The organism is Acidiferrobacter sp. (assembly GCF_054609335.1).
This window is the reverse complement of sequence record NZ_JBTRWP010000001.1, coordinates 16,764-36,605: the sequence shown is the minus strand read 5'-3', so window position 1 is coordinate 36,605 and position 19,842 is coordinate 16,764. Positions and strand designations below refer to the sequence as shown.

The 19,842-nt window shown below is 61.8% G+C and carries 21 protein-coding genes, 1 other RNA gene and 1 pseudogene; 10 read left to right on the top strand and 13 right to left on the bottom strand.

Features of this window, described 5'->3' with window-relative positions; translation table 11 throughout:
• Window positions 1-71: 71 nt before the first annotated feature.
• Window positions 72-1,115: a heat-inducible transcriptional repressor HrcA gene (gene hrcA, locus ACYCTF_RS00200; RefSeq protein WP_461282174.1), complete on the bottom strand. Its 1,044-nt coding sequence runs from the start codon at window positions 1,113-1,115 to the stop codon at window positions 72-74.
• 366 nt (window positions 1,116-1,481) lie between these two features.
• Here hrcA and ACYCTF_RS00195 point away from each other — a divergent pair, with 366 nt between their 5' ends.
• From ACYCTF_RS00195 to ACYCTF_RS00185, 3 genes are read left to right on the top strand one after another with little or no spacing between them, the layout of a single operon-like run.
• Complete coding sequence (locus ACYCTF_RS00195) at window positions 1,482-2,351, top strand: NAD(+) kinase (protein WP_461282173.1); 870 nt, start codon at window positions 1,482-1,484, stop codon at window positions 2,349-2,351.
• The gene (gene recN / locus ACYCTF_RS00190) at window positions 2,351-4,003 is read left to right on the top strand and encodes a DNA repair protein RecN (RefSeq protein WP_461282172.1); all 1,653 of its coding nucleotides are present in this window, start codon (window positions 2,351-2,353) and stop codon (window positions 4,001-4,003) included. Before ACYCTF_RS00195 ends, recN begins: the two co-directional genes overlap by 1 nt.
• Window positions 3,996-4,484, top strand: coding sequence for an N-acetyltransferase (locus tag ACYCTF_RS00185; RefSeq protein WP_461282171.1), 489 nt, complete (start codon window positions 3,996-3,998; stop codon window positions 4,482-4,484). Before recN ends, ACYCTF_RS00185 begins: the two co-directional genes overlap by 8 nt.
• A gap of 4 nt (window positions 4,485-4,488) precedes the next feature.
• Here the strand turns inward: ACYCTF_RS00185 and fur are convergent, their stop codons facing one another.
• Window positions 4,489-4,950 carry a ferric iron uptake transcriptional regulator gene (fur, locus tag ACYCTF_RS00180; protein ID WP_461282170.1) on the bottom strand — a complete coding sequence of 154 codons (462 nt, stop codon included), beginning with the start codon at window positions 4,948-4,950 and terminating at the stop codon, window positions 4,489-4,491.
• Window positions 4,951-5,042: 92 nt separating this feature from the next.
• Here fur and ACYCTF_RS00175 point away from each other — a divergent pair, with 92 nt between their 5' ends.
• Entirely contained in the window at window positions 5,043-5,390 is a 348-nt protein-coding gene (locus ACYCTF_RS00175; RefSeq protein WP_461282169.1) for an outer membrane protein assembly factor BamE, read from the top strand.
• On the opposite strand, the gene ACYCTF_RS00170 is transcribed toward ACYCTF_RS00175, so the two are convergent.
• The 3 genes from ACYCTF_RS00170 to ACYCTF_RS00160 are packed head-to-tail and all read right to left on the bottom strand — an operon-like array spanning window position 5,311 to window position 7,512.
• Window positions 5,311-5,664 (bottom strand): RnfH family protein, encoded by a 354-nt coding sequence (locus tag ACYCTF_RS00170; RefSeq protein WP_461282168.1) that lies wholly within the window; start codon window positions 5,662-5,664, stop codon window positions 5,311-5,313. The two genes, ACYCTF_RS00175 and ACYCTF_RS00170, sit on opposite strands and share 80 nt — an antisense overlap.
• Window positions 5,651-6,085 (bottom strand): type II toxin-antitoxin system RatA family toxin, encoded by a 435-nt coding sequence (locus ACYCTF_RS00165; protein ID WP_461282167.1) that lies wholly within the window; start codon window positions 6,083-6,085, stop codon window positions 5,651-5,653. Before ACYCTF_RS00165 ends, ACYCTF_RS00170 begins: the two co-directional genes overlap by 14 nt.
• Complete coding sequence (locus ACYCTF_RS00160) at window positions 6,082-7,512, bottom strand: sodium-dependent transporter (RefSeq protein WP_461282166.1); 1,431 nt, start codon at window positions 7,510-7,512, stop codon at window positions 6,082-6,084. The genes ACYCTF_RS00165 and ACYCTF_RS00160 overlap by 4 nt, the downstream gene beginning before the upstream one ends.
• Window positions 7,513-7,520: 8 nt before the next feature.
• On the opposite strand from ACYCTF_RS00160, the gene smpB reads away from it, so the two are divergent.
• The 3 genes from smpB (at window position 7,521) to ACYCTF_RS00145 (ending at window position 8,991) form a co-directional block, all read left to right on the top strand.
• Window positions 7,521-7,991 (top strand): SsrA-binding protein SmpB, encoded by a 471-nt coding sequence (gene smpB / locus ACYCTF_RS00155; RefSeq protein WP_461282165.1) that lies wholly within the window; start codon window positions 7,521-7,523, stop codon window positions 7,989-7,991.
• 103 nt (window positions 7,992-8,094) lie between these two features.
• Window positions 8,095-8,446, top strand: a transfer-messenger RNA (tmRNA) gene (gene ssrA, locus ACYCTF_RS00150).
• Window positions 8,447-8,868: 422 nt separating this feature from the next.
• Complete coding sequence (locus ACYCTF_RS00145; RefSeq protein WP_461282257.1) at window positions 8,869-8,991, top strand: hypothetical protein; 123 nt, start codon at window positions 8,869-8,871, stop codon at window positions 8,989-8,991.
• Between the two features lie 104 nt (window positions 8,992-9,095).
• On the opposite strand, the pseudogene ACYCTF_RS00140 reads toward ACYCTF_RS00145, so the two are convergent.
• Both ACYCTF_RS00140 and ACYCTF_RS00135 read right to left on the bottom strand, forming a co-directional pair.
• Window positions 9,096-9,203, bottom strand: a pseudogene (locus ACYCTF_RS00140) (hypothetical protein); the annotation flags it as partial.
• 100 nt (window positions 9,204-9,303) lie between these two features.
• Window positions 9,304-10,491, bottom strand: a complete 1,188-nt coding sequence (locus tag ACYCTF_RS00135; protein WP_461284400.1) for a Fic family protein — start codon at window positions 10,489-10,491, stop codon at window positions 9,304-9,306.
• Between the two features lie 339 nt (window positions 10,492-10,830).
• Between ACYCTF_RS00135 and ACYCTF_RS00130 the strand changes: the two genes are divergently transcribed.
• On the top strand, window positions 10,831-12,000 hold the full coding sequence (locus ACYCTF_RS00130) for a Fic family protein (protein ID WP_461282163.1): 1,170 nt from the start codon (window positions 10,831-10,833) through the stop codon (window positions 11,998-12,000).
• 359 nt (window positions 12,001-12,359) lie between these two features.
• On the opposite strand, the gene ACYCTF_RS00125 is transcribed toward ACYCTF_RS00130, so the two are convergent.
• From ACYCTF_RS00125 to ACYCTF_RS00100, 6 genes are all read right to left on the bottom strand, one after another.
• Window positions 12,360-12,719: a zinc ribbon domain-containing protein gene (locus ACYCTF_RS00125; protein WP_461282253.1), complete on the bottom strand. Its 360-nt coding sequence runs from the start codon at window positions 12,717-12,719 to the stop codon at window positions 12,360-12,362.
• Window positions 12,720-12,776: 57 nt separating this feature from the next.
• Window positions 12,777-13,997 carry a hypothetical protein gene (locus ACYCTF_RS00120; protein ID WP_461282162.1) on the bottom strand — a complete coding sequence of 407 codons (1,221 nt, stop codon included), beginning with the start codon at window positions 13,995-13,997 and terminating at the stop codon, window positions 12,777-12,779.
• Complete coding sequence (locus ACYCTF_RS00115; protein WP_461282161.1) at window positions 13,998-14,255, bottom strand: hypothetical protein; 258 nt, start codon at window positions 14,253-14,255, stop codon at window positions 13,998-14,000.
• 51 nt (window positions 14,256-14,306) lie between these two features.
• Window positions 14,307-16,274 carry a site-specific DNA-methyltransferase gene (locus ACYCTF_RS00110; protein ID WP_461282252.1) on the bottom strand — a complete coding sequence of 656 codons (1,968 nt, stop codon included), beginning with the start codon at window positions 16,272-16,274 and terminating at the stop codon, window positions 14,307-14,309.
• A gap of 688 nt (window positions 16,275-16,962) precedes the next feature.
• Window positions 16,963-17,511, bottom strand: a complete 549-nt coding sequence (ppa, locus tag ACYCTF_RS00105; protein ID WP_461282160.1) for an inorganic diphosphatase — start codon at window positions 17,509-17,511, stop codon at window positions 16,963-16,965.
• A gap of 70 nt (window positions 17,512-17,581) precedes the next feature.
• On the bottom strand, window positions 17,582-18,598 hold the full coding sequence (locus ACYCTF_RS00100) for a mechanosensitive ion channel family protein (RefSeq protein ID WP_461282159.1): 1,017 nt from the start codon (window positions 18,596-18,598) through the stop codon (window positions 17,582-17,584).
• A 117-nt stretch (window positions 18,599-18,715) separates the two neighbouring features.
• Here ACYCTF_RS00100 and xseB point away from each other — a divergent pair, with 117 nt between their 5' ends.
• A complete protein-coding gene (xseB, locus tag ACYCTF_RS00095) occupies window positions 18,716-18,961 on the top strand; it encodes an exodeoxyribonuclease VII small subunit (RefSeq protein ID WP_461282158.1) in 246 nt (81 codons plus the stop codon).
• 5 nt (window positions 18,962-18,966) lie between these two features.
• Window positions 18,967-19,836, top strand: coding sequence for a polyprenyl synthetase family protein (locus ACYCTF_RS00090; protein ID WP_461284399.1), 870 nt, complete (start codon window positions 18,967-18,969; stop codon window positions 19,834-19,836).
• Window positions 19,837-19,842 lie beyond the last annotated feature (6 nt).

Below are 19,842 nucleotides of genomic sequence, written 5' to 3'. Positions count from 1 at the left end.
TTGCTCCGCGTTGAATGCACACGCGGCCATGTGGGGACGGCCTGCCATCAAATCAAGCGGACGAGATGTCTCTAGCTCGGCTGGCCGTGGCTTAGGGCGCCGCTTAGGAGGCGCGCGGTCACATCGACGATAGAGATCACACGGTCGTAAGACATCCGTTTCGGCCCGATGACGCCGACTGTGCCCACAATCTGGCCATCCACCTCGTAGGGGGCCGTAACGACGCTACACGACTCCAGGGCCTCATAACCCGACTCCGCGCCGATGAAGATCTGCACCCCCTGGGACACCATACTCTGATCCAGGAGGTGCAGGAGGTCCTGCTTGGCAGTAAAGGCGTCAAACAGGCGACGCAACTTCTCGGTATTGCTCAACTCGGGAAAGGCGAATAGATTGGATTCCCCGCTCACGAACAGCGGCGACTCGCCCCTCTCCTCCCCGGCAAAGACCTGATGGGCCATCTCCACCGCTGAGCGCAAAATGTTCTGCATGTCCTCACTATCGCGCTGCAAGGCCGCAACCAGAGAGCGCCGGACCTCCTCGAGCGAGCGCCCGGCGTAGGCACTGTTGAAGACATTGGCCGCTTGCTGGAGCTCCGCGGGCGAGTAAGGTCGCTTGGGGTGTATGACCCGATTCATAACCTGGCCGTCCTGGGTCACGAGGATCACCAGTACCCGGCTAGCAGAGAGCCTAAGAAAATCGAGCTGAAGGAAGCCCGCGCCGGCCCGTCGCGGGACGCGCACTATGCCGGCGAGCCTGGTGACCTGCGACAGGAGGCCCGAGACGGACTCTATGAGTTGCTGGGGATCCTGATCCGCCAGAAATCGATCCTCCAGGGACGCGACGTCCTCGGTATTCAGCGGCTTGACCGCAAGCAGCGTATTGACGAAGAAACGATAGCCGCGTTCGGTCGGGACGCGCCCGGCCGACGTGTGCGGTGACCGGATGAGCCCCAGCTCTTCGAGGTCAGACATGATGTTACGTACAGTAGCGGGGCTGAATTCCAAGCCGGCCTGCTTAACCAACGTCCGGGACCCGACGGGCAGGCCGTCGGCTATATACTGCTCGATAAGCGCCTTGAGGAGCCGTTCGGCACGAGGCGTTAACGACACCATAAGCTACCCCCTCCTCTTAGCACTCCCGCTTTCCGAGTGCCAGGGGCACGCTATCAATAGCGGCTTTGGGTGTCAACAGAGCACACGAGGGGGCGCGACTCTCTGGCCGCGTCCGGGTCCCCATGCTAGTGTTTGCAATCGTGAGGATCGGGCGATCAATCAACTCCCGGTCGAAATCAGAAGCTGTATGGTCAGAACGACGGCCCTATTTCAGACAGTGACAAGACAGGCGGCCCAGACGCGAGTCTCGGGCGCGGCCCACCGTTTGGCTGGACCTCGAGGGGCCGACGGGGCTGCGCACGACCGTGAGCGGCTTGGCGCCACGCCTCCTGCGATCATGATCGCGAGTTTCCTTGCGAGAAATCTATGAAAACGGCCATAAAGCGCGTGGGCTTGTTCGGAAAATACGGTGACCGGGGCGGTCGGGAGTTACTGCAACGCCTCTATGGGCTCCTGGAGGCGCGAGCCCTCGAGATCACCGTGGAAGCCGACACGGCCGCGGCCCTCGACATCACGGGCGTCACCACCTGCCCGCTCAATCGCATCGGCGACACCATAGACCTCGCCATCGTCCTCGGGGGAGACGGGACGCTGCTTGGCGTGGCGCGCACGCTCGCGCCCCACCATGTCCCCCTGATCGGCGTCAACGCCGGGCGTCTGGGCTTCCTGGCCGACGTATCCACGGACAACATCGGCATGATCGATCATATCCTCGACGGCCATTACTTGGCGGAGGAACGCTTTCTCCTGTCGGCGACCATCGTCCGCGACGGCCAGACGCTGCTCACGCGCCTGGCGCTCAATGATGTGGTCGTCAACAAAGGCGAACTCGCGCGGCTGATCGAATTCGAGACCTACATCGACGGCCAGCTGGTGAGCGGCTCGCGCGCCGATGGCGTCATCGTGGCGACCCCCACCGGCTCCACGGCCTACGCCATGTCCGCCGGCGGCCCCATCCTGCACCCTACGCTCGCGGCCATCGTGCTGGTCCCGATCTGTCCGCAAACCCTGAGCAACCGGCCGATCGTGGTGCATAGCGGCTGCCACGTCGAGATCGTGTTACTAAGCGACCAGACCGCGCATGTGACCTTTGACGGCCAATCCAACTTCGGCGTGACGAGCGGCGATCGTCTGGGCGTCTGCCGCTCCGAAGCGCCAGTCACCCTGCTCCACCCGGAAGGCCGTAACCACTACGAGGTCTTGCGCCACAAGCTGAACTGGGGGCGTCGCGTCTGATGCTCGCCGAACTGCTCATCCGGTCGTTCGTGGTCATAGACGAGCTCCGTATCCCCTTGGGACCGGGCTTGTCGGTCGTGACCGGCGAGACCGGCGCCGGCAAGTCCTTACTGGTCGACGCCCTGGGCCTCGTGCTCGGCGCACGCGCCGACGGCGGGGTCGTGCGGCCGGGGGCTGACACGGCGGAGGTGACCGCCACGTTCGAGATCAGCCCGGAGAGCGCCGTCCGCCGGTGGCTCGCGGAGCGCGACTTCGGGACCGAAGACGGCCAATGCATCGTGCGGCGGATCATCGCCCCCGACCGTTCGCGCGCCTTCATCAACGCGACCCCTGTGCCCCTACAGCAGCTGCGCGAACTCGGAGAACTCCTGGTGGACCTCCACGGCCAACACGAACATCAAGCGCTCATGCGCAAGGATGCGCAGCGCGCGCTCCTCGATGCCTACGCACATGCCGAGTCCGAGGCCCGCGCGCTCGGTGAAACGGTCGCGGCGCTGCAATCGACGCGCGCCCGCCACCAGACCCTGCAGGCGGCCTCTGAACAACGCAAGGCGCGCGCGTCACTCGTGCGTTATCAATTGGATGAACTTGAGGGCCTGGCGCCAGGGGCCGGCGAGTGGCAAAACCTGAACGCCACCGAACGGCGCTTGGCGCATGCGCAGGAACTCACGTCCGGCATCACGGACCTCGTGACCGCCCTCACCGAGGGGGACCAGGCGCTGTCGTCCGGACTCGAACGCGCGAGTGGCACATTGCGACAACTGACGCGCCACGAACCGCGCCTAGCGGAGATCGCAGGCCTGCTCGAGAGTGCCGCAGTCGAGATCGCTGAGGCCTCCGTCGGACTCAACCGCATCGCGGGCAGCCTCGAAAGCGAACCTGTCGACCTCCCGGCGCTCGAATCCCGTGTCGCCCGCTGGCACGACCTCGCGCGTAAGCACAAAGTCCCGCCCGAGGAGTTGCCTGCGCTTTGGACGCGCTTATCGGCGGAACACGAATCCCTCCAGGGCGACGAAGACGCCATCACGGAGCTTGTGGAGGAGATCGCGGGGCATGAACGCGCGGCGACAGAGCTCGCCCAGGCGCTTGGCGCCAAACGCCGCGAGGCCGCACCGATACTGGCGCGCGCCGTGACCGACGAGATGGGGCGACTGGGGCTTGGGGCGGCGCGCTTCGAGATCGCCCTGAACCCAGAGGCGCTGTCAGCCAACGGTTGCGAGGGTGTCGAGTTCCTGGTGGCGCCGGCGCCCGATGCCCCCCTGAAGCCGCTCGCCCGGGTCGCCTCCGGCGGGGAGCTCTCGCGCATCAGTCTCGCTTTACAAGTGGTCCTCGCCGATGTCTGCGCGGGCCCAGCGCTCGTATTCGATGAGGTCGACGTGGGGATCGGAGGGGCGGTCGCCGAGATCGTGGGCTTGAGACTCCAGGAACTCGCCAAGACCCGCCAGGTGCTCTGCATTACCCACCTTCCGCAAGTGGCCGCCCAAGGCGACACCCACCTGCTCGTCGAAAAGGCACAGACCGAGGGCCGCACCATGAGTTCGGTAGAAGTGCTGACACAAGCGCGCCGCATCGAGGAGATTGCACGCATGCTGGGGGGTATCGCGGTCAACGCGCGTACCCGCGCGCTTGCGCGGGACATGCTCCGTGGATAAGAAAAGGGGAACGCCTAAGGTGCGGCCGGCGCGCATCGCCGACGTCCCGATCATTCACCATCTTCTCGAGATCTACGCGGCCAAGGGCAACCTTCTCCCGCGCACCATGAACGAGATCTATCGCCACTTACGCGATTTCTTCGTAATCGAGATCGACGACCAGGTGGCGGCGATCGGCGCCCTCGAGATCTTCACCGAGGATTTAGGCGAGGTGCGCAGCCTAGTAGTAGCCGAGGAGTATGAGCGTCAAGGCCTTGGGCGCCTCATGGTGCAGCGCATCACGGCTGAGGCCCGGCAGCTGGGTCTGCGGCGACTCATGGCGCTCACCTACGTCCCGATCTTCTTCCACAAGCTCGGATTCGTCACAGTCGGAATGGATACGCTGCCGGAGAAGGTCTGGAACGTCTGCGTGAAGTGTTATAAGTATAACCAGTGCGACGAGGTGGCGGTGCTCCTGAACCTGAATCGCCCGGCCGCCTAGGGAACTATTCGGGTTCTGCCGCCCCCACGGCCGCCGTCTTCGAGCATTTCCCTCCGCGTTTCATGCCGAGACAGACGCCATACATGTAGAGAGAGTGGCTGTCGACATGGAAGCCCAGGGTCTCGGCCACACGCCGCTGCCGCTCCTCGATCGCCGGGTCATAGAATTCGAAGACCTCCCCACACTCCACGCATACGACGTGGTCGTGGTGCCCGCCCTGATTCATCTCGAATACCGAGCGACCGCCCTCGAAGTTGTGGCGAATGACAAGCCCCGCGTTTTCGAATTGCGTGAGCACCCGGTATACGGTGGCAAGCCCCACCTCCTCGCCCATATCCAGCAGCGCTTTATAAACGTCCTCGGCGGTCATATGCCGCGCCTGCGGTTCCTCGAGAATACTCAGGATCTTGAGACGCGGCAGTGTCGCCTTGAGGCCGGCCTTCTTGAGATCCGCGCTGTCGCTCATGATATCCGCCTCGGGCTTTTGCCTTGACGAGGTCGATAGTGTACTTTGTCGCCTTCGACCACGGAAAGCCAGTGTAAACCAGAACGATTCCCATGCAAAAAGCGAATGTGCTCTTCCCCATATTGGCGTCGCTGGCGCTGAGCGGTTGCCACTTGCTCTATAGGCCGACCGTCCAGCAAGGCAATGTCATCACGCCCCGAATGATCGCGCAATTGCATTTGGGGATGACGAAAAACGAGGTCGCCTACGACCTTGGGTCGCCCGCCATCCGCGATCCCTTCCATCATAACCGCTGGGACTACTACTACTCCCTGAAGCGCAACTACAAGCCGCTCGTGAGCGAACACTTCACCCTGTACTTCAAGGATGGCAAGCTCGTGCGGCTCGTGGGGACGCCGCGCCCGACCCCCCGCCACATTTACGGGAAGTCCCACGCCTAAGGGCGGCCCGCCGCCGCCTTCGTTCCTTCGGATCCTCGGGCAAGGGCACATAGATTTCGACACGATCGAAGTCTCGGACGAGCGCGCTCAAGGGGACGGGGCGCCCGAAGATGCCGACGGTACGCCCGCGCATGTCGAACCCCGGATAATCCTCGAGGAGTCCGGACCTTCGTATAACGTCGAGGACCGTACTCCCTGGGGCCACATGGACCCAGCGGACATCGGGGACGGAAGCGCCGTAGACGACCTCCACCGCCCAGTCAGCGCGGACCATAGACCTCGCGGGCACGCTTCTTGAAGCTGTCCACCAGGCTATTGGCGATGGTCCCGAACACAGGCCCCACGGCAAGCGCTAGCAGACGGTTCGCGAAATCAAATTCGAGATCGAGACTGATGCGGCTGCCGAGTTCCCCCACCTGGTCAAAGCGCCACGAACCCTCGAGGCGACTGAAGGGGCCGCGCACCAAGCGGATATCCATGCGCCCGGGCGTATGGTGGTTGCGGGTGGTGAATGTCTTACGGATCCCGCCGAAGGCCATGTCGATCTCCGCCGTCAGACCGGTATCGTCGTGTTCCAGGACGCGCGCACCGGCGCACCAGGGCAGGAAACGCGGATAGCTCTCGACATCGACCACGAGTCCGTACATCTCTTCGGCGCTGTAAGAAACGAGCGCGCTTTTACTGATCGTCGTCACAATACCAACCTAGGTGCGCTCAGAATTATCGCCAAGACCGCCGCGGGCACGAGCAGGCGCAGGGCCCAGAGCCACAGCAGTCGCACGCCGCGCCGCGCGCCGTGCCGATCGAAAGGCCCATCCGATGCCCACCCCATGAGAATGCTCAAGCCCCCCGCCCCCCACGGCAATAAGACGTTCACGGCGATAATCATGAGGACATCGAGCAGGCCCAGCGTCTTTAATCGCCCGAAGAAGGTAAACGAAAAGGCCCAGGACTTCAAAGAGAGCGTTAGGATCACACCCATGACGAAAGCGGCGAACCCAAGACCTGCCGCAGTCCACCCCCGTGACCTGCCGTGCGCCGTCAAAAGCTGCATGGCAGGCTCAAGCCAAGCGACCCCCGAAAGCCACACCGCCGATAGAAGGCCCAAGTAGCAGAGCGCGGCCACGAGCGCGCCATGTGGCAGGCGCGCTGCCATGAGCGGCAAGGTCTCGAACAGGAAACCACCGCCGGCGAGCGGGCGCAACCCGGTGGCATAGACCAGGGAAGCCAGAGCGAAGCCCCCAAGCCAGGCCACAAAAGCCTGTGCGAGCACCAGCGCAAGCGCCGTTCGCCCGGGCGATACCGAACTCCTGAGCGAGACCCCGTAGGCCAGTAGCGAGGCCGTCCCAAGCCCCGGCCCGAAAAAGGCCTGAGACAGGGCCGCCAGGACTAGCATCCCATCCGAAGGTACAGGTTGTGGCACCAGCAAAGTCGGGGCTGCCACGAAAAAACTCCCCAGGGTCGCGGCAAAGACCAGTAGCGCCGCGAAGAGCCCGAGCAGGCCCGGCATAACAAGATAGGACAGATGCTCGATCGCGCGCACCCCTCCGGCCACGACCGTAAAGACCAATACCAAGAACATCGCCTCCCACGCCAAGGACGGTCCCGGACGCGCCGCCAACTGCGTGAAGTAGCCCTCGATATAGGCCGGTGTCGCGGCCCTAAAACCCCCCGTAAGCGCCGTGTGCAGATAGGCCAGGATCCAGCCCGCGACGACGGCCACATAACAGAACATCATAAAGCCGCCGAGCGCGGCCGCCCAGAGCGTCCATCGCCATGGCCGTCCCGCGATCGCCTGCGTAATGGCGCCCCCCGCGGGGCCATCGCCGCTCACACGCCGCCCGAGAGCGAGTTCGGCGGCCAAAAGCGGCCAGGCGATCATAAGCAGGCCCAGGACATAGACGGCCACGAAGGTCCCGCCGCCATAGTGCGCGAGCAGATAAGGAAACTCCGAAAAGGTGTCCATGCCGGCGAGCGCCCCCAGGGCCGCGAGAAAAAAACGCGACGGGGACGACCACAGGGCCACAGACTTCGCAGGCGGGCTCGACATAAGCCTGAACTCTAAACGAATCGGCTCTCCGGGCGAATAGGCCTTGCGCTGCCGGCCGTCCTTGGGCACCATGCCGGACCATGGCCCGCCCCAAGGAAACCGAACCGCGTATCATTGCCCAGAACAAGAAAGCCTGGCACGACTACTTCGTCGAACAGCGCTTCGAGGCGGGGCTTGTATTACAGGGATGGGAAGCCAAAAGTCTGCGGGACGGGCGCGCCCAGCTCAAGGAAAGCTACGTGATCATCCAGAACGGCGAGATTTTTCTGTTCGGAGCGCATTTCTCACCGCTCAAGACGACCTCAACGCACGTTAAGGCAGACCCAACGCGCACCCGCAAGTTGCTCTTGCACAGGCTCGAGATCAGCCGCCTCATCGGGGCGGTGGAACGACGCGGCTACACGCTCGTGCCGCTCTCCCTGTATTGGAAGTTCGGGCGCGCCAAGGTCGAAATCGCCCTTGTGAAGGGCAAGAAGCAGCACGACAAACGCGCCGCCCTGAAGGAGCGCGAATCGGCCCGCGAGCAGGAACGCGCCATGAAACAGCATTAGACGCAACCGAGGTCGGCTCAAAAGACCCACCACCCGCCCCTGCGCCCACCCCAATAACCTGCCTTGCCCGCTCCCTGTGCTCGTGCCATACTTCCTGGTTCTTGGGGACGATCGGCTTCGACGTGGATTGCGACGCCTTCAGGGCATGCCGAGGTGCAGGGTTCCTCGTAAATCCAACTGCAAAACTATAGTTGCCAACGACGACAACTACGCCTTAGCGGCTTAATCCCCGCTAACCGTTTCCCCGGTTCTTCCTGTGGGTTGGGATGAAACGGTCATATACGCAGGATCGTGACGCGGTGTGCCTGTTAGCGCGTCATTAAACCTAAGCAGGCTCAACTCATGGCCATCCTGTCTGTCGGAGGGCGATGGGCGATTTCATAGACAGACTAAGCGTGTAGAACTGACTGGCTGAGGATTTGCGGACGCGGGTTCGATTCCCGCCGTCTCCACCATTACATCATTGTAAGCCGCTTATTTTAGGCGGCTTTTTTCTTTCCATTCCATTTTGTCCCACAATCTGCCCGATAAACAGAGCGTCGTGACACTCTCAACCCGCTAAAGCGGGTAAGCTTCTTATCGATTAAAGCGTGCTAGCGACTGGCGCAGATCCTCAGGTATCTCTTCCGCCATCACGGCCGCGCCCACTCTAACCCCAACCAACGCGCCAAGGCACTGTCCACGCGCCGCAAAGTGCGCTCGTCCAGCCGCCCAATGGGTGCCCCATCTTGTCGTGGTGGATGGTTAAAAGCTTGTCGATTTGAATCTGCGAGGGGTAGTGTACGGACTTATGTGCAAATTCTTGGACTGCGGAAGCGGTCATGGTATGAGGGAGATTGTGAAGATCAACCCTATGTCCTGTAGGAGGGACCATACCATGACCGTAAGAAAGCATAGCGCCAACCCGATGGACCTCAAAGCCCTCGTGGCTATGGCGCCCCGGCTCCTAAGCTCGGACATAAAGGCCGGGATAACGCGCCAAGGCAAGGCCGGGTGGTGAGTGACACGTTCCGACTTCGGAACCGCGGTCAGGATTTTATCCAGGTGCCCCTTCCATCGGGCCGGGTTGTCGCCTACCCGCAGCCCACGAGCGGTGGCGGCATCCAAGACGGCTTCTATGCGTTGCCGCACCCGGATCGCCGTCTCATGCTTCTTCGTCCAGATCGGCTTTAATGCCGCCAGGCGTGCCCGCGCACGACGACCCCGCACCATACAATCCTGCCTAAAGCAGCTTGCACGCCTCGGCGGCTAACTCGATCGCGTGTGTGACCCTCCGCCGGGCAACATCGTCATCTGGCGCGGCATGTCTCGCCTATCGGATATCGCGTTGGGCTTTAAGCTTGGCGCTCAACTTGTGGGTAATTGAAAGGTCTATGGAGCGCTTACGGTCGTTCAGCTCGTAGCTGGTGCTGCGCCCGCCCGCATCTAACTTCCGCAGGACGCCCTGCGCAAGTAAGTCGTTGATGTCACGCAGGGCCGTGTCCGGCGAACACTTGGCAATGGCCGCCCACTTGCTGCTGGTGAGCTTGCCTTCGAACCCATCGAGCAACTTGTTCAGTAACTTCACCTGCCGCTCGTTGAATGGTGCGGTAGCCCAACGCTGCCAGAACCGTGCTTTGGTCAGCACGGCGTCGAGTGTGTGCTGCGCCTGATCAACGGCGCGATGGAGCGTGTCGAGAAACCAGGCAAGCCACTCGGTGATGTCCATCGACCGTTTCTGTGTCTGCTCCAGGATGTCGTAGTAAGCCTTACGTTCGCGCTGAATCTGCGCAGACAAACTGTAGAACCGCTGTGGACTCCCATCGGCTCGCGCCAGCAGCAGATCACCGATGGCCCGCGCGATACGACCGTTGCCGTCGTCGAACGGGTGCAAGGTGACAAACCACAGATGGCCGAGACCGGCCTTGAGCAACGGAGGTTCGTTTGAAGTGCTATTGACCCAGACCAGGAATCGGCCAGTGTCCGTCTCCAGACGATCAGCGGGTGGTGCCTCGAAATGGACTTTCTGGCGGCCTATGGGGCCAGACACAACCGGCATCGGGCCGCTGACATCGTCGCGCCAGTCACCGATCCTGATCTTGGAAAGCCCGGAGTGGCCGCTAGGAAACAGCGCGCCGTGCCAGCCGAACAACCGCTCGCGCGACACCGGCGCATGGCAGTTGGCGGTGGCATCGAGCACCATCTCGACCACGCCTTCAATGTGTCGATCCACTGGGGCCAGGGCGCCGATGTCCACGCCCAGCCTGCGGGCGATACTTGAGCGAACGGATGCGGCATTGAGTTGCTCGCCTTCGATCTCGCTGGTCTTGACCACGTCTTCGGTAAGCGTCGCGAGGCTCGCTTGATCGCGCAGCGCCATACCCACATCGGCCAAGCGCCCCATCAAGAGCCCTTGGGCTCGACTGACGTCGGCCATGGGGCCAGCCAACGTCGCAAGGTCGAAACGCCAGCTTGGCCAGTCATTGGCCTGCCAGATATATGTGTAATCGCCGCTATTCATGCGGAGATTATGGGCCGGATTCTCCGCAGGTGCAAGTTATTCACCGCACCCTATGCGGCGAAAGATCGTGCTATTCGCCGCACGAGGGCGCCGGAACCGGGTTGCGCTGCCGCAATAGGTGTAAATGGTTGTGCTTTTGGGCGTGACGACCGACACACGACGGACAGTTGGACGATCATGTAAGTCCGCGTCTTTGGGTCGAAAAGACGCGGACTTACATGATCGTTAACACAACCGGGGAGTCTGCTTGATTTTTTCTTCCCGGCTCTTTATTTTATGATGTGCCTTTAAGATAAAATAAAGGTGAATCTTATTTTAGGTTTGAGGCAGGCGGGATCGATGAAGCGGGCACTCCAAGGCAGATACGTGACCATATCGACGGTGGGTGAGAGGGCCCAGGCCTTCGTGCCTGCACCGCTACCACCGCGTCCGCCCATCGACTGGACGCAGGAGCTGCACAGCAAATTCGACCAGGCGTTACTGGCGCTCGGGAGGTTGGATAGCATTTCGACTCTGCTACCGGATACCTCGCTGTTCCTCTACATGTACGTTCGCAAGGAGGCGGTGCTTTCCTCTATGATCGAGGGGACGCAGTCGTCCCTGTCCGACCTGCTGCTGTTCGAACTGGATCCGGAAGCCGGCGTGCCGCTGAATGACGTGCGGGAGGTCAGCAACTATGTTGCCGCCCTCAACCATGGCCTGGATCTGTTGGCGAAAGGGCTGCCGTTGTCGCTGCGTTTGTTTCGAGAGATCCACGGCGTGCTGCTGACCAAAGGCCGGGGTAGCAATCAGACGCCGGGGGAGTTCCGGCGCAGCCAGAACTGGATCGGCGGGACCCGGCCGGGCAATGCAGCCTTCGTTCCGCCACCGGCCGAAGAGGTACTGGAGTGTATGGGCAAGCTGGAGCTCTTCCTCCACGACCAGCCTGAACCGACCCCGGTGCTGCTCAAGGCGGCGTTGGCCCATGTGCAGTTCGAGACGATCCACCCGTTCCTCGACGGCAATGGCCGTCTCGGTCGTCTGCTGATCGCGCTGCTGTTGTGCGAGCAGAAGGTGCTGCGGGAGCCAATGCTCTACCTTAGCCTCTATTTCAAGACGCACCGCCAGTATTACTACGAGTTGCTCAACAACGTGCGCATGACCGGCGACTGGGAAGCCTGGCTCGACTTCTTTGCCGAAGCCGTGATCGTCACCGCCACCCAGGCGGTGGAGACGGCCCAGCAACTTCTCGGTCTGTCGAACCAGGACCGCGACAAGATCGGCAGCCTCGGACGAGCAGCGGCATCAACCCTACAGGTCCATCGGGCGCTCATGGAGCATCCCATCGCCACCTCGGGCTCGCTGGTGGAGAGAACCGGCATCACCCCGGCCACGGTCAACAAGGCGCTCGGCCACCTGGAGCATCTCGGCATTGTCAAGGAGCTGACCGCCCAGAAACGCAACCGCCTGTTCAGCTATGCAGGCTATATCGAGATCATGAGTCGCGGCACCGAACCGCCGGGAAGGTAGGTCAGTTCGATTCCCTTTTTTGGAATCGAATCAGATTCGTTGGGAGAGCGTTATTGGTATCCGCTCAACGTTACAAACCCAGCCCCGCATCCTCGTCCGGAGCTTGGAAATCGGGGGAGAAAAGTTGCTTCCCCGGTGGGAACTTGAGGCGTGGGTCGACGTCCTGTGTGACGCCCTTTGTTATGAACTCTCCCACTGCTAAGCTGCTGACGCGGTTGTAGCGGGGGCTTCTTTCCTCGTGAAAAGAAATTCCTGGTTCCTTCCCCCTCATTGGGGGCATCCCGTCCCCTGCGCCTGACCGTTTCCGGTCACGCGACTTACAATGGACTCCCCAGGCGTAGATCCGGACCGCACCGGCCCTATGACCGCCTCTCCTTTCTGCCGAAAGATCCCGCAGCCGCTTGACCTCTTTGGGATGGTAGCCCCCCGAAAGCAGCAATCGCACACCCCGCCGGGCGATAACGCGCCCCGCGTTGTGATCGGCGGTCCTGATACCCGCAGGCTTGGCAGACAAACGCGGATTGGGAAACCCGGTTGCCCGGATGGATGTGCCCGCACTCGGCACATTTCTGCGAGGTTTGATAAGGGTTGATCTTGATGCAAAGCTTACCGGCCTTGACAGCTTTGTATCGGGTGAACGCGACCGTTTTGCCCCAGGCCGCAGTGAGGATCTTCTTGTTGAGCCCCGCCTTCCCTTCAGCAGGTCCCGCAATCCTCATACCTCCAATCTGCATGCACTCTAGCCCTAAGGTGCGCTCGTGCGTATTTCGCATACCTCACCGTATCCCAAGTCGTTGACCAAGGACCCCGCGCACAAACTCGCTGTGGGGCGATGCCTCGACGATCAGCTGAACAAGCTGCGTGGTCATATCGCCCTCGTCGCATCCAGCCTGGGCTGCGGCCTGCATCAATCCATCGTATGCCTCCAGAACATCCATGTGGGTCAACTCGTAACCGTAACCGAGCGCCATCCAGCGCAAAGCCGCAAAACCTGCGGCCATGGCGAACTTGGGCTGCTTGTCCGCAAAATCCCTTGCCGCCCGGGTCAAAGTACGCGGGTCGGTGGGGCTTGTATTCGCGAGGTCGATGGCCATGTCGAACAAATCCGCGTCCTTGGCAGCGGCAAACCACTTACCCTCCTCGCCGGGTCTGCTTGCGACTAGGTCGTGCAGGATTTCCTTCGGCTGCCGGCCTGGATATTTCTTGACGATGGCCCGGAAGGTCGCAATGTTCGTCGAGCCCTGGTTCGCTTCGATGGCATAGCGCCGATAAGCTTCATCGGCGAGACCTGACGACAACAAGATTTCCTCGCACGCTTGGGCAATCTGCCAGCCAGGGTCGTTCAGTCCGCGGAATTCCTCCGCGTAGCGAATCGCCTCCGCCTTCTTTCCTTGCGCCGCGAGCGCCATGACACCCCATCGGCGGTCGTGCCACCACCGGAACGGCGCGCCCTCCAGCAAGGACAGCAATTGTTCATGGCGACCGGCGTAAAACAATGAGGACAAACAGGCGCTCGTCCCTTTGAAATAACCGTGCCCGGGCGTTGTCGAACCCCAGACCCGCTCGACTACCGGGAGGAACTCGTCGGCCCAGGCGCTCGCCAACCCCGGTGTTGCGCAAAGCTCACCCCAGTAGTCGCCCAAGACTTCGATATAGGGGATGTTGTCGTCCTGTAATGCGTCCCACAAACGTTCCAGCCAGCGCTGACGGTGTTCCGTACCGACATCGGCCTTGGCAATCACCGGCACCAGCACGCCTATGGCCTTATTGACGGCAGACCCCAGCGCCCCCGAGGAGCTGTCGACTTGCTCCAAGGCAGGCGACAATTTCTCCAATAAGGACACCGCGCCCTCAGCGGCGAGACGCGGCTCCTTACGCGCAACCTTCTTGATCTCCGACAAGGCCTCCTTGATCCGCTGAATGGGCGGACCTGAACGCCACCCGAAGGCCTGGCGACGGAAATGCGAAGTGAACTGCCATTTGTGCCCATTCGGCATTCAGGCGCTTCCCATAAATCCAGCTACCTCTTTCTGTACATCATACGCCAGTGGCCACCGGCATTGGCGTATGAGAGTCATCGCCCAGATATCGGACCGGCCATCCACCATCTCAAGGGCGTCATCGCGATCAGGGGCGGCAAGCACTCGTCCAGTGATGTTGGCCTCGGCACAAGTGGAAAATCGCAGATTACGATTCCTCGCAAGCGCCCTGATCGGCCGGGGGCGCCCCTTGAAGCAGTCCACCACGGCCTGCACGGCCGCCTCCTGGGGAGACCTGCGCCTTGAACTCGATTCATCCCAACCATGTCAGAGGCTCTTCACTTCGGTGGAAGGCGACATGCGCTTGAAGACCTGCGCGACCTTGGTTCTGGCGGCACTATCCCCGAACCCCGCACCGCGGAACACCACGCGTAAGGGCTTGCGCTTGGCGAGCTCCTTCGCAAAACCCACATCTACACTACCGTCTACATCAAAACATGCGGCAAGCGCCCCATTACCGACAAACAGCATATCTTTTCCACATACCGTCTCCCTGACGATGGGTAAGGCGAGGTCGACACCACAATCCAGCATCACCTGGAAGAGAAGGTCTTCCGACGTGCGGTCAGGCCTTATGTTATCCGCGTCGAGAGCGGGACGCGCTTGGTCCGGCGCATGGGGCGTGTAATAGACGTCGGCCATGTTGGACGAGCCGACTTTCAATACCCGAAACCCCCAGTCGAGGGACGTCCTGCGGGAGGCTAGGGTCTGGGCATTGGCTTTGACGAGCTTGGCTGCCGCTCGGCGTAGGCGCTCCTTGGCGATTTCGGCGATGCTTTCGTAGCCCGCACGGAAGGCGGAGGAGTTTTTGCCGCATGGCTCGGGCCATTGCACCATGATGAAGCGGCGATCCGCGCCGTCTTCGACATTCAATTGCAGTACCGCGTGCGCGGTCGTGGCGGCGCCTGCAAAGAAATCCAGAACGATGCCTTCATCTCCACATATCGTCTGAATCAATCGCTTGGCCACGTAAACAGGCTTTGGGTTGTCGAATGGTATTCCTAGCTCCGCGAGGAGCGCGTCGTCGCTCCCCCCGAAGTACAGGAGCGATGGCACATTCTCCAGCAGGTTATCCTTGAGCAGATATTTCCGGGTCGGCTGGATGGTCTCATCGGCGCCGAAAAGTATTTGCCCGGACTTGAGCAGTCCTCGCATGGTAGATGGGGGGTTCCGCCAGCCGCGTTCCGGTACGGGACAAGGCTTTCCTGTAACGGGGTGAATGAGAGGCTGGAAATACTCGTCCGGCGCGCTCTTCTTGTTGGGCCAGGCCATGGACACAGGACGGTAGACGTCACCATTGTCATCGATCTGATTATAGGCGTGCTCACCCCCCGTTAGATCCTGCTGCTTGACCCAATCCCGATAGTCCTTTCTTGCTCTTTCGGTAGCACCACCCTCACGCGCCACGATCTCCTTGGCGCGCGCCAGCATCCTGTTGGCGTTCTCCTTGGGGCGCTTGAATTTGCACGCCCGCTTGAATACTTCCCTGTCCTTACAGTAAAGGCATATGAGCTCGTGTTGCTGCGCTACCCCCATGGCATCGCCCTTGGGGTTTCTCTTATCCCATACGATTGTGCCCAGATTGTTGGCTTCACCGAATATTTCCGCGAGGACCTTTTCGAGGTTCGGGTATTCGTTTTCGTCGATATGTACGACGATGACACCATCTGGCCGCAACAGATTGCGCGACAGTTTAAGCCTCGAGAACATCATAGACAGCCAATTGGCGTGAAAACGTCCGTGGGCCTCGGGGCCTATGACAAGCCGGTTGCCCTGTTCATCCCGCTGATCGGTGCGCCACAGGAAGGTGTTTGCGCTATCAGCGAAGTCGTCGGCGTAGACAAACTTGTTTCCGGTGTTATAGGGAGGGTCGATGTAAATCATCTTGACCTGGCCTAGGTATGCCTTCTGGATGAGCTTTAGCACATCCAGGTTATCGCCTTCGACGAACAGGTTCCTTGTGGTGTCAAAATGGACGCTCTCTTCCCGGCAAGGCCGCAGCGTTTTGGCAATCGGCGTGTTGGCGGTAAGTAGGGCCTCGCGCTTGCCCGGCCAGTTCAGGTGATAGCGTTCGGGCGGCCCCTCGATGATCGACCCCGACAACTCCTGTCGCAGTCGGTCGAAGTCCACGGCAAGCCGCGGGGCGCCATCATCGCCACGACCTTCCGTCACACACCCCGGGAACAGTTCGCTGATACGCGCGATCGCGTCTTGGGCGAGGTCAAGGGAATGCATTTTGAGTTTTTCCACGGCCGATCCCTCGTGCGAACCCACCAACCACGGCCGATCGGTGCCGGCCCTTTTTCACCGATTCCGCCGTCTCCTCGCCGATCCCGGCTCGGGAAATCCTGCGGCATTTTTATGGCATAGCGCAAAGGCTTTTCGTGGCCTCCCGCCCGGGCCCGTCCCCGCCCGTGACACGCCGGCGCCTGGGACGTCTTCATCCGGATCCGCTTGGGCGGGGACGTTCTCTCGCAACATGTGACCTGCGTGCACGCCAAACACTACCGCACACGAGGCCCCTCGTCTCCGCCTCTGCCATCCCCGGTCGCCGACGTTAGCTAGACTCCATTGTATCGGTGCGAGACATTGGCCGTCCGCAGGCTGACAGCGTAACCCGCTTTATACCTTAGCTTGCGTGTTGCAGCCATTGCGGGCGGGTGCACGGGGAGGTGTGTCCGGAGATGATCGCGCATGACCCACTTCGCGTCGGCATGACGAAAATCGCCATCTCGACCGCTTTCGCCTGAAGCGGGGGCGGACACGGATCCGTTGCTAGAGCACGAGGGGCCCTGACACTTTCGAGGCGCGGGTCCCCGCGCCCTGGCCGAAGACTTGATGGGAATCGCATGCGCCAGAACGGCAGCGCGTCCTGCCTTGCGTCTGGCGCATGCTCTTACGGGGGGGCACCGATGCGCGCGGCCTAGAAATGCGGCTTATGGCGTGAGACCTTATAGCGCTCGATACCGTTTGTGATCTCGGCACCCACGGCCTCGCCATCGACCCAGCCCTCGATCTTCACCCACTTGCCAGCCTCGAGATCCTTGTAGTGCGCGAAGAAATGGCTGATCTGATCGAGCAGGTGAGGGGGTATGTCCTTCAGGGATTGGTAATGGCGATAGGACACACAGAGCTTGTCCGCCGGGACCGCGAGGATCTTCATGTCAATGCCCTTCTCGTCGGTCATCTTGAGCATGGCGACAGGCCTGCAGCTTATGACCGAGCCGCTTATGAGCGGCGCAGGCGTCACGACCAAAACATCCACCGGGTCGCCGTCGTCCGACAAAGTGTGGGGGACGTAGCCGTAGTTGCATGGGTAATACATGGCAGTGTTCATGAACCGGTCCACGAACATCGCCCCCGTTTCCTTATCCATCTCGTACTTTACGGGCGGCCCGTTGGCCGGGATCTCGATGACAACATTGACGATCGCCGGGACCTTGTCACCCGGGCCCACTCGATCCAAATTCATGGTAGGACTCCTTGGAAAATGCTTCTCAGTCGCGTACTACACTAGACCCCAGACACTGCTGGCGCAGGCCTCAGGACGATTTGGCAGGATACACGATCGGCAGGATGTCCGTGAAGAAGTCCGCCTTGGCTCGATCGCGTAGGCGCTGCGGAATGGAGGCCCGCACCTCGATGCTCATGGCGGTGAGCGAAATATCCACGATCAGAACAAGCGGTGGGTCCCAACCGAACGGGGGTGCGGCCTCATCGCTTTGCGGGGAATCGGAAGACGGGAATGGCTCCTCGGGGCGGGGTCGGAAATGCTGCCGCGCCACCTCTTCAAGCTTGTGCGCGGTGTCGGCCGGGTTGGGCGAGATGGCCACGTCGAATCGAAAGACGATGCGCGCCCAGTCATCCGGCAAGGAGCGTATGAGTCCCCCGGTTATCACGACCCCGTTGGGCACCCGGAACAACTGGCCGTCGTCTAGGCGCAACTCGGAATAAAAGAGGTTGATGTCGCGCACGACGCCGCGATAGCCCTGAGCCCGCAATTGATGCGGATAGGTCTCCGGCATCATCGGGAACTGCCAAGCGACGATCTGGACATGGTCACCGACATCGAAGGGCTTGAAAAGCGCCACCGCAAGGCCGCCGAAAAAGTTTCCGAAGAACGACTGGCCCGCGACGCCTACCACCACCGAGAGCATGGTGCCGCCGACCAGAACGCCGCTGAACGTCCCCCCGACCACCATAATTATAAGGAAGACGAGGCCCGCGTAGAGCAAAAGCCGGATGAGATAGATGCCGGTGACGGAATCCTGCCAGGCCAACTCGTAGCCACGCGTGGAGCGCGCCATCTGCTCAAGCCGCGCGGACCTATGGCGCGCCAAGGCGCGCTCGACGCCGCGGATGACGCGCAGCCCGGCGAGCCCCACAACCAGGATTCGGAGAAGGCTTACTTCCTCCGGCGGGACCTTATAATGCTGAGCGGCGAACCCGATGCCGGACAAGAGCCCTACCGCGAGCGCAATCCATACCACAGTCGTCCACGGCAGCGCGCGCAACAGGCGACGCAGTTGCCATTTTTCGGGGATGTGTCCGTTGGTCATTGGGTCCAGTATACCGCATTGATGAACCCCTATAGAGTACGGCCCTAGCCGGCCCCCGCGGAATTGACGGTTTCTGGTCGTTGCAGTAGGGTGACAGACGATGGATGAGGATGACCTGTGACCGAAAACACCCCCCTTCCCAACTTTGAAGCGGCTTTGGCCGAACTTGAGCAAATCGTGCATCAAATGGAAAACGGCCAACAATCGCTGGAGGACGCGCTCTCCACATTCCAGCGCGGAATGGAACTTTCGCGGCTGTGCGAGGCTGGCTTGAAGAACGCCGAACAACGCGTGGAGCGGCTCGTCTCCGAAAACGGGGGCTATCGCGTGGAGCCCTTCAAGGCTGGCGAACAGGGCGAGTGAGCGCGGTGTCCCAAGATCAGTTGAAGCGCTATCGCGAGCGGGCGGAGGCGGTGTTGGCACGCGTCCTGCCCTCCGCCCAGACCTCGCCTCCGGACCTCCACGAGGCCATGCGCTACGCCACCCTCGGGGGCGGCAAGAGATTGCGCGCCTGCCTCGTCTACGCCACGGGCGAGGCCTTGGGCGCGAGCCTCGAGACGCTCGACGCCGCCGCCGCCGCGGTCGAACTGATCCACGCCTACTCCCTCGTGCACGATGACCTGCCGTGCATGGATGACGACGACATGCGCCGCGGGCGCCCAAGCTGCCATAAGGCCTTCGGGGAGGCCACGGCCCTGCTCGCAGGCGACGCCTTGCAGACCCAGGCCTTCGCGGTCCTGGCGTGCGCGCAGGCGGTGTCGCCGCATGCCCGCATCCGCATGGTCGAAGAACTGGCGCAGGCCTCTGGATCGCTCGGCATGGCCGGCGGCCAAGCGCTCGACCTCAAGGCCGGGCCTGAGGCCACAGTTGAGGTACTGGAAGAGCGACATAGCCGTAAGACCGGCGCCCTCATCCACGCCAGCGTGCGGCTCGGGGCGCTGGCCGCGAATCCCGAGATCCCCGCGGCCCTGGATGACTACGGTCGCGCCCTGGGGCTTGCCTTCCAGATCGCAGACGACCTGCTCGACGTGGAGGGCGTGGCGCTCGTGGTCGGCAAGACCGTCGGCGCCGATGCGGCGGCCGGCAAGGCGACCTTCGCCTCGGTCCTCGGTGTCGATGAGGCGCGTCGACGCGCCCGCGCACTCCATGACAATGCCCTCGCCAGCCTTCGCTTTTTGGGAGATAATGGCGGGCTCCTTGCGACCATCGCGCAATACGCCGTCGAGCGAGATCACTGAGGCATG

What these genes read in the sequence shown, in the direction of transcription:
- ppa (WP_461282160.1), bottom strand. Translation starts at nt 17,511, where the DNA reads ATGAATTTGGATCGAGTGGGCCCGGGTGACAAGGTCCCGGCGATCGTC.
- hrcA (WP_461282174.1), bottom strand. Translation starts at nt 1,115, where the DNA reads ATGGTGTCGTTAACGCCTCGTGCCGAACGGCTCCTCAAGGCGCTTATC.
- ACYCTF_RS00170 (WP_461282168.1), bottom strand. Translation starts at nt 5,664, where the DNA reads ATGGTCCGCGCTGACTGGGCGGTGGAGGTCGTCTACGGCGCTTCCGTC.
- ACYCTF_RS00135 (WP_461284400.1), bottom strand. Translation starts at nt 10,491, where the DNA reads ATGAATAGCGGCGATTACACATATATCTGGCAGGCCAATGACTGGCCA.
- ACYCTF_RS00195 (WP_461282173.1), top strand. Translation starts at nt 1,482, where the DNA reads ATGAAAACGGCCATAAAGCGCGTGGGCTTGTTCGGAAAATACGGTGAC.
- smpB (WP_461282165.1), top strand. Translation starts at nt 7,521, where the DNA reads ATGGCCCGCCCCAAGGAAACCGAACCGCGTATCATTGCCCAGAACAAG.
- ACYCTF_RS00145 (WP_461282257.1), top strand. Translation starts at nt 8,869, where the DNA reads ATGACCGTAAGAAAGCATAGCGCCAACCCGATGGACCTCAAAGCCCTC.
- ACYCTF_RS00175 (WP_461282169.1), top strand. Translation starts at nt 5,043, where the DNA reads ATGCAAAAAGCGAATGTGCTCTTCCCCATATTGGCGTCGCTGGCGCTG.
- ACYCTF_RS00125 (WP_461282253.1), bottom strand. Translation starts at nt 12,719, where the DNA reads ATGAGGATTGCGGGACCTGCTGAAGGGAAGGCGGGGCTCAACAAGAAG.
- ACYCTF_RS00110 (WP_461282252.1), bottom strand. Translation starts at nt 16,274, where the DNA reads ATGCATTCCCTTGACCTCGCCCAAGACGCGATCGCGCGTATCAGCGAA.
- ACYCTF_RS00100 (WP_461282159.1), bottom strand. Translation starts at nt 18,598, where the DNA reads ATGACCAACGGACACATCCCCGAAAAATGGCAACTGCGTCGCCTGTTG.
- ACYCTF_RS00160 (WP_461282166.1), bottom strand. Translation starts at nt 7,512, where the DNA reads ATGGTGCCCAAGGACGGCCGGCAGCGCAAGGCCTATTCGCCCGGAGAG.
- ACYCTF_RS00120 (WP_461282162.1), bottom strand. Translation starts at nt 13,997, where the DNA reads ATGCCGAATGGGCACAAATGGCAGTTCACTTCGCATTTCCGTCGCCAG.
- recN (WP_461282172.1), top strand. Translation starts at nt 2,351, where the DNA reads ATGCTCGCCGAACTGCTCATCCGGTCGTTCGTGGTCATAGACGAGCTC.
- fur (WP_461282170.1), bottom strand. Translation starts at nt 4,950, where the DNA reads ATGAGCGACAGCGCGGATCTCAAGAAGGCCGGCCTCAAGGCGACACTG.
- ACYCTF_RS00130 (WP_461282163.1), top strand. Translation starts at nt 10,831, where the DNA reads ATGAAGCGGGCACTCCAAGGCAGATACGTGACCATATCGACGGTGGGT.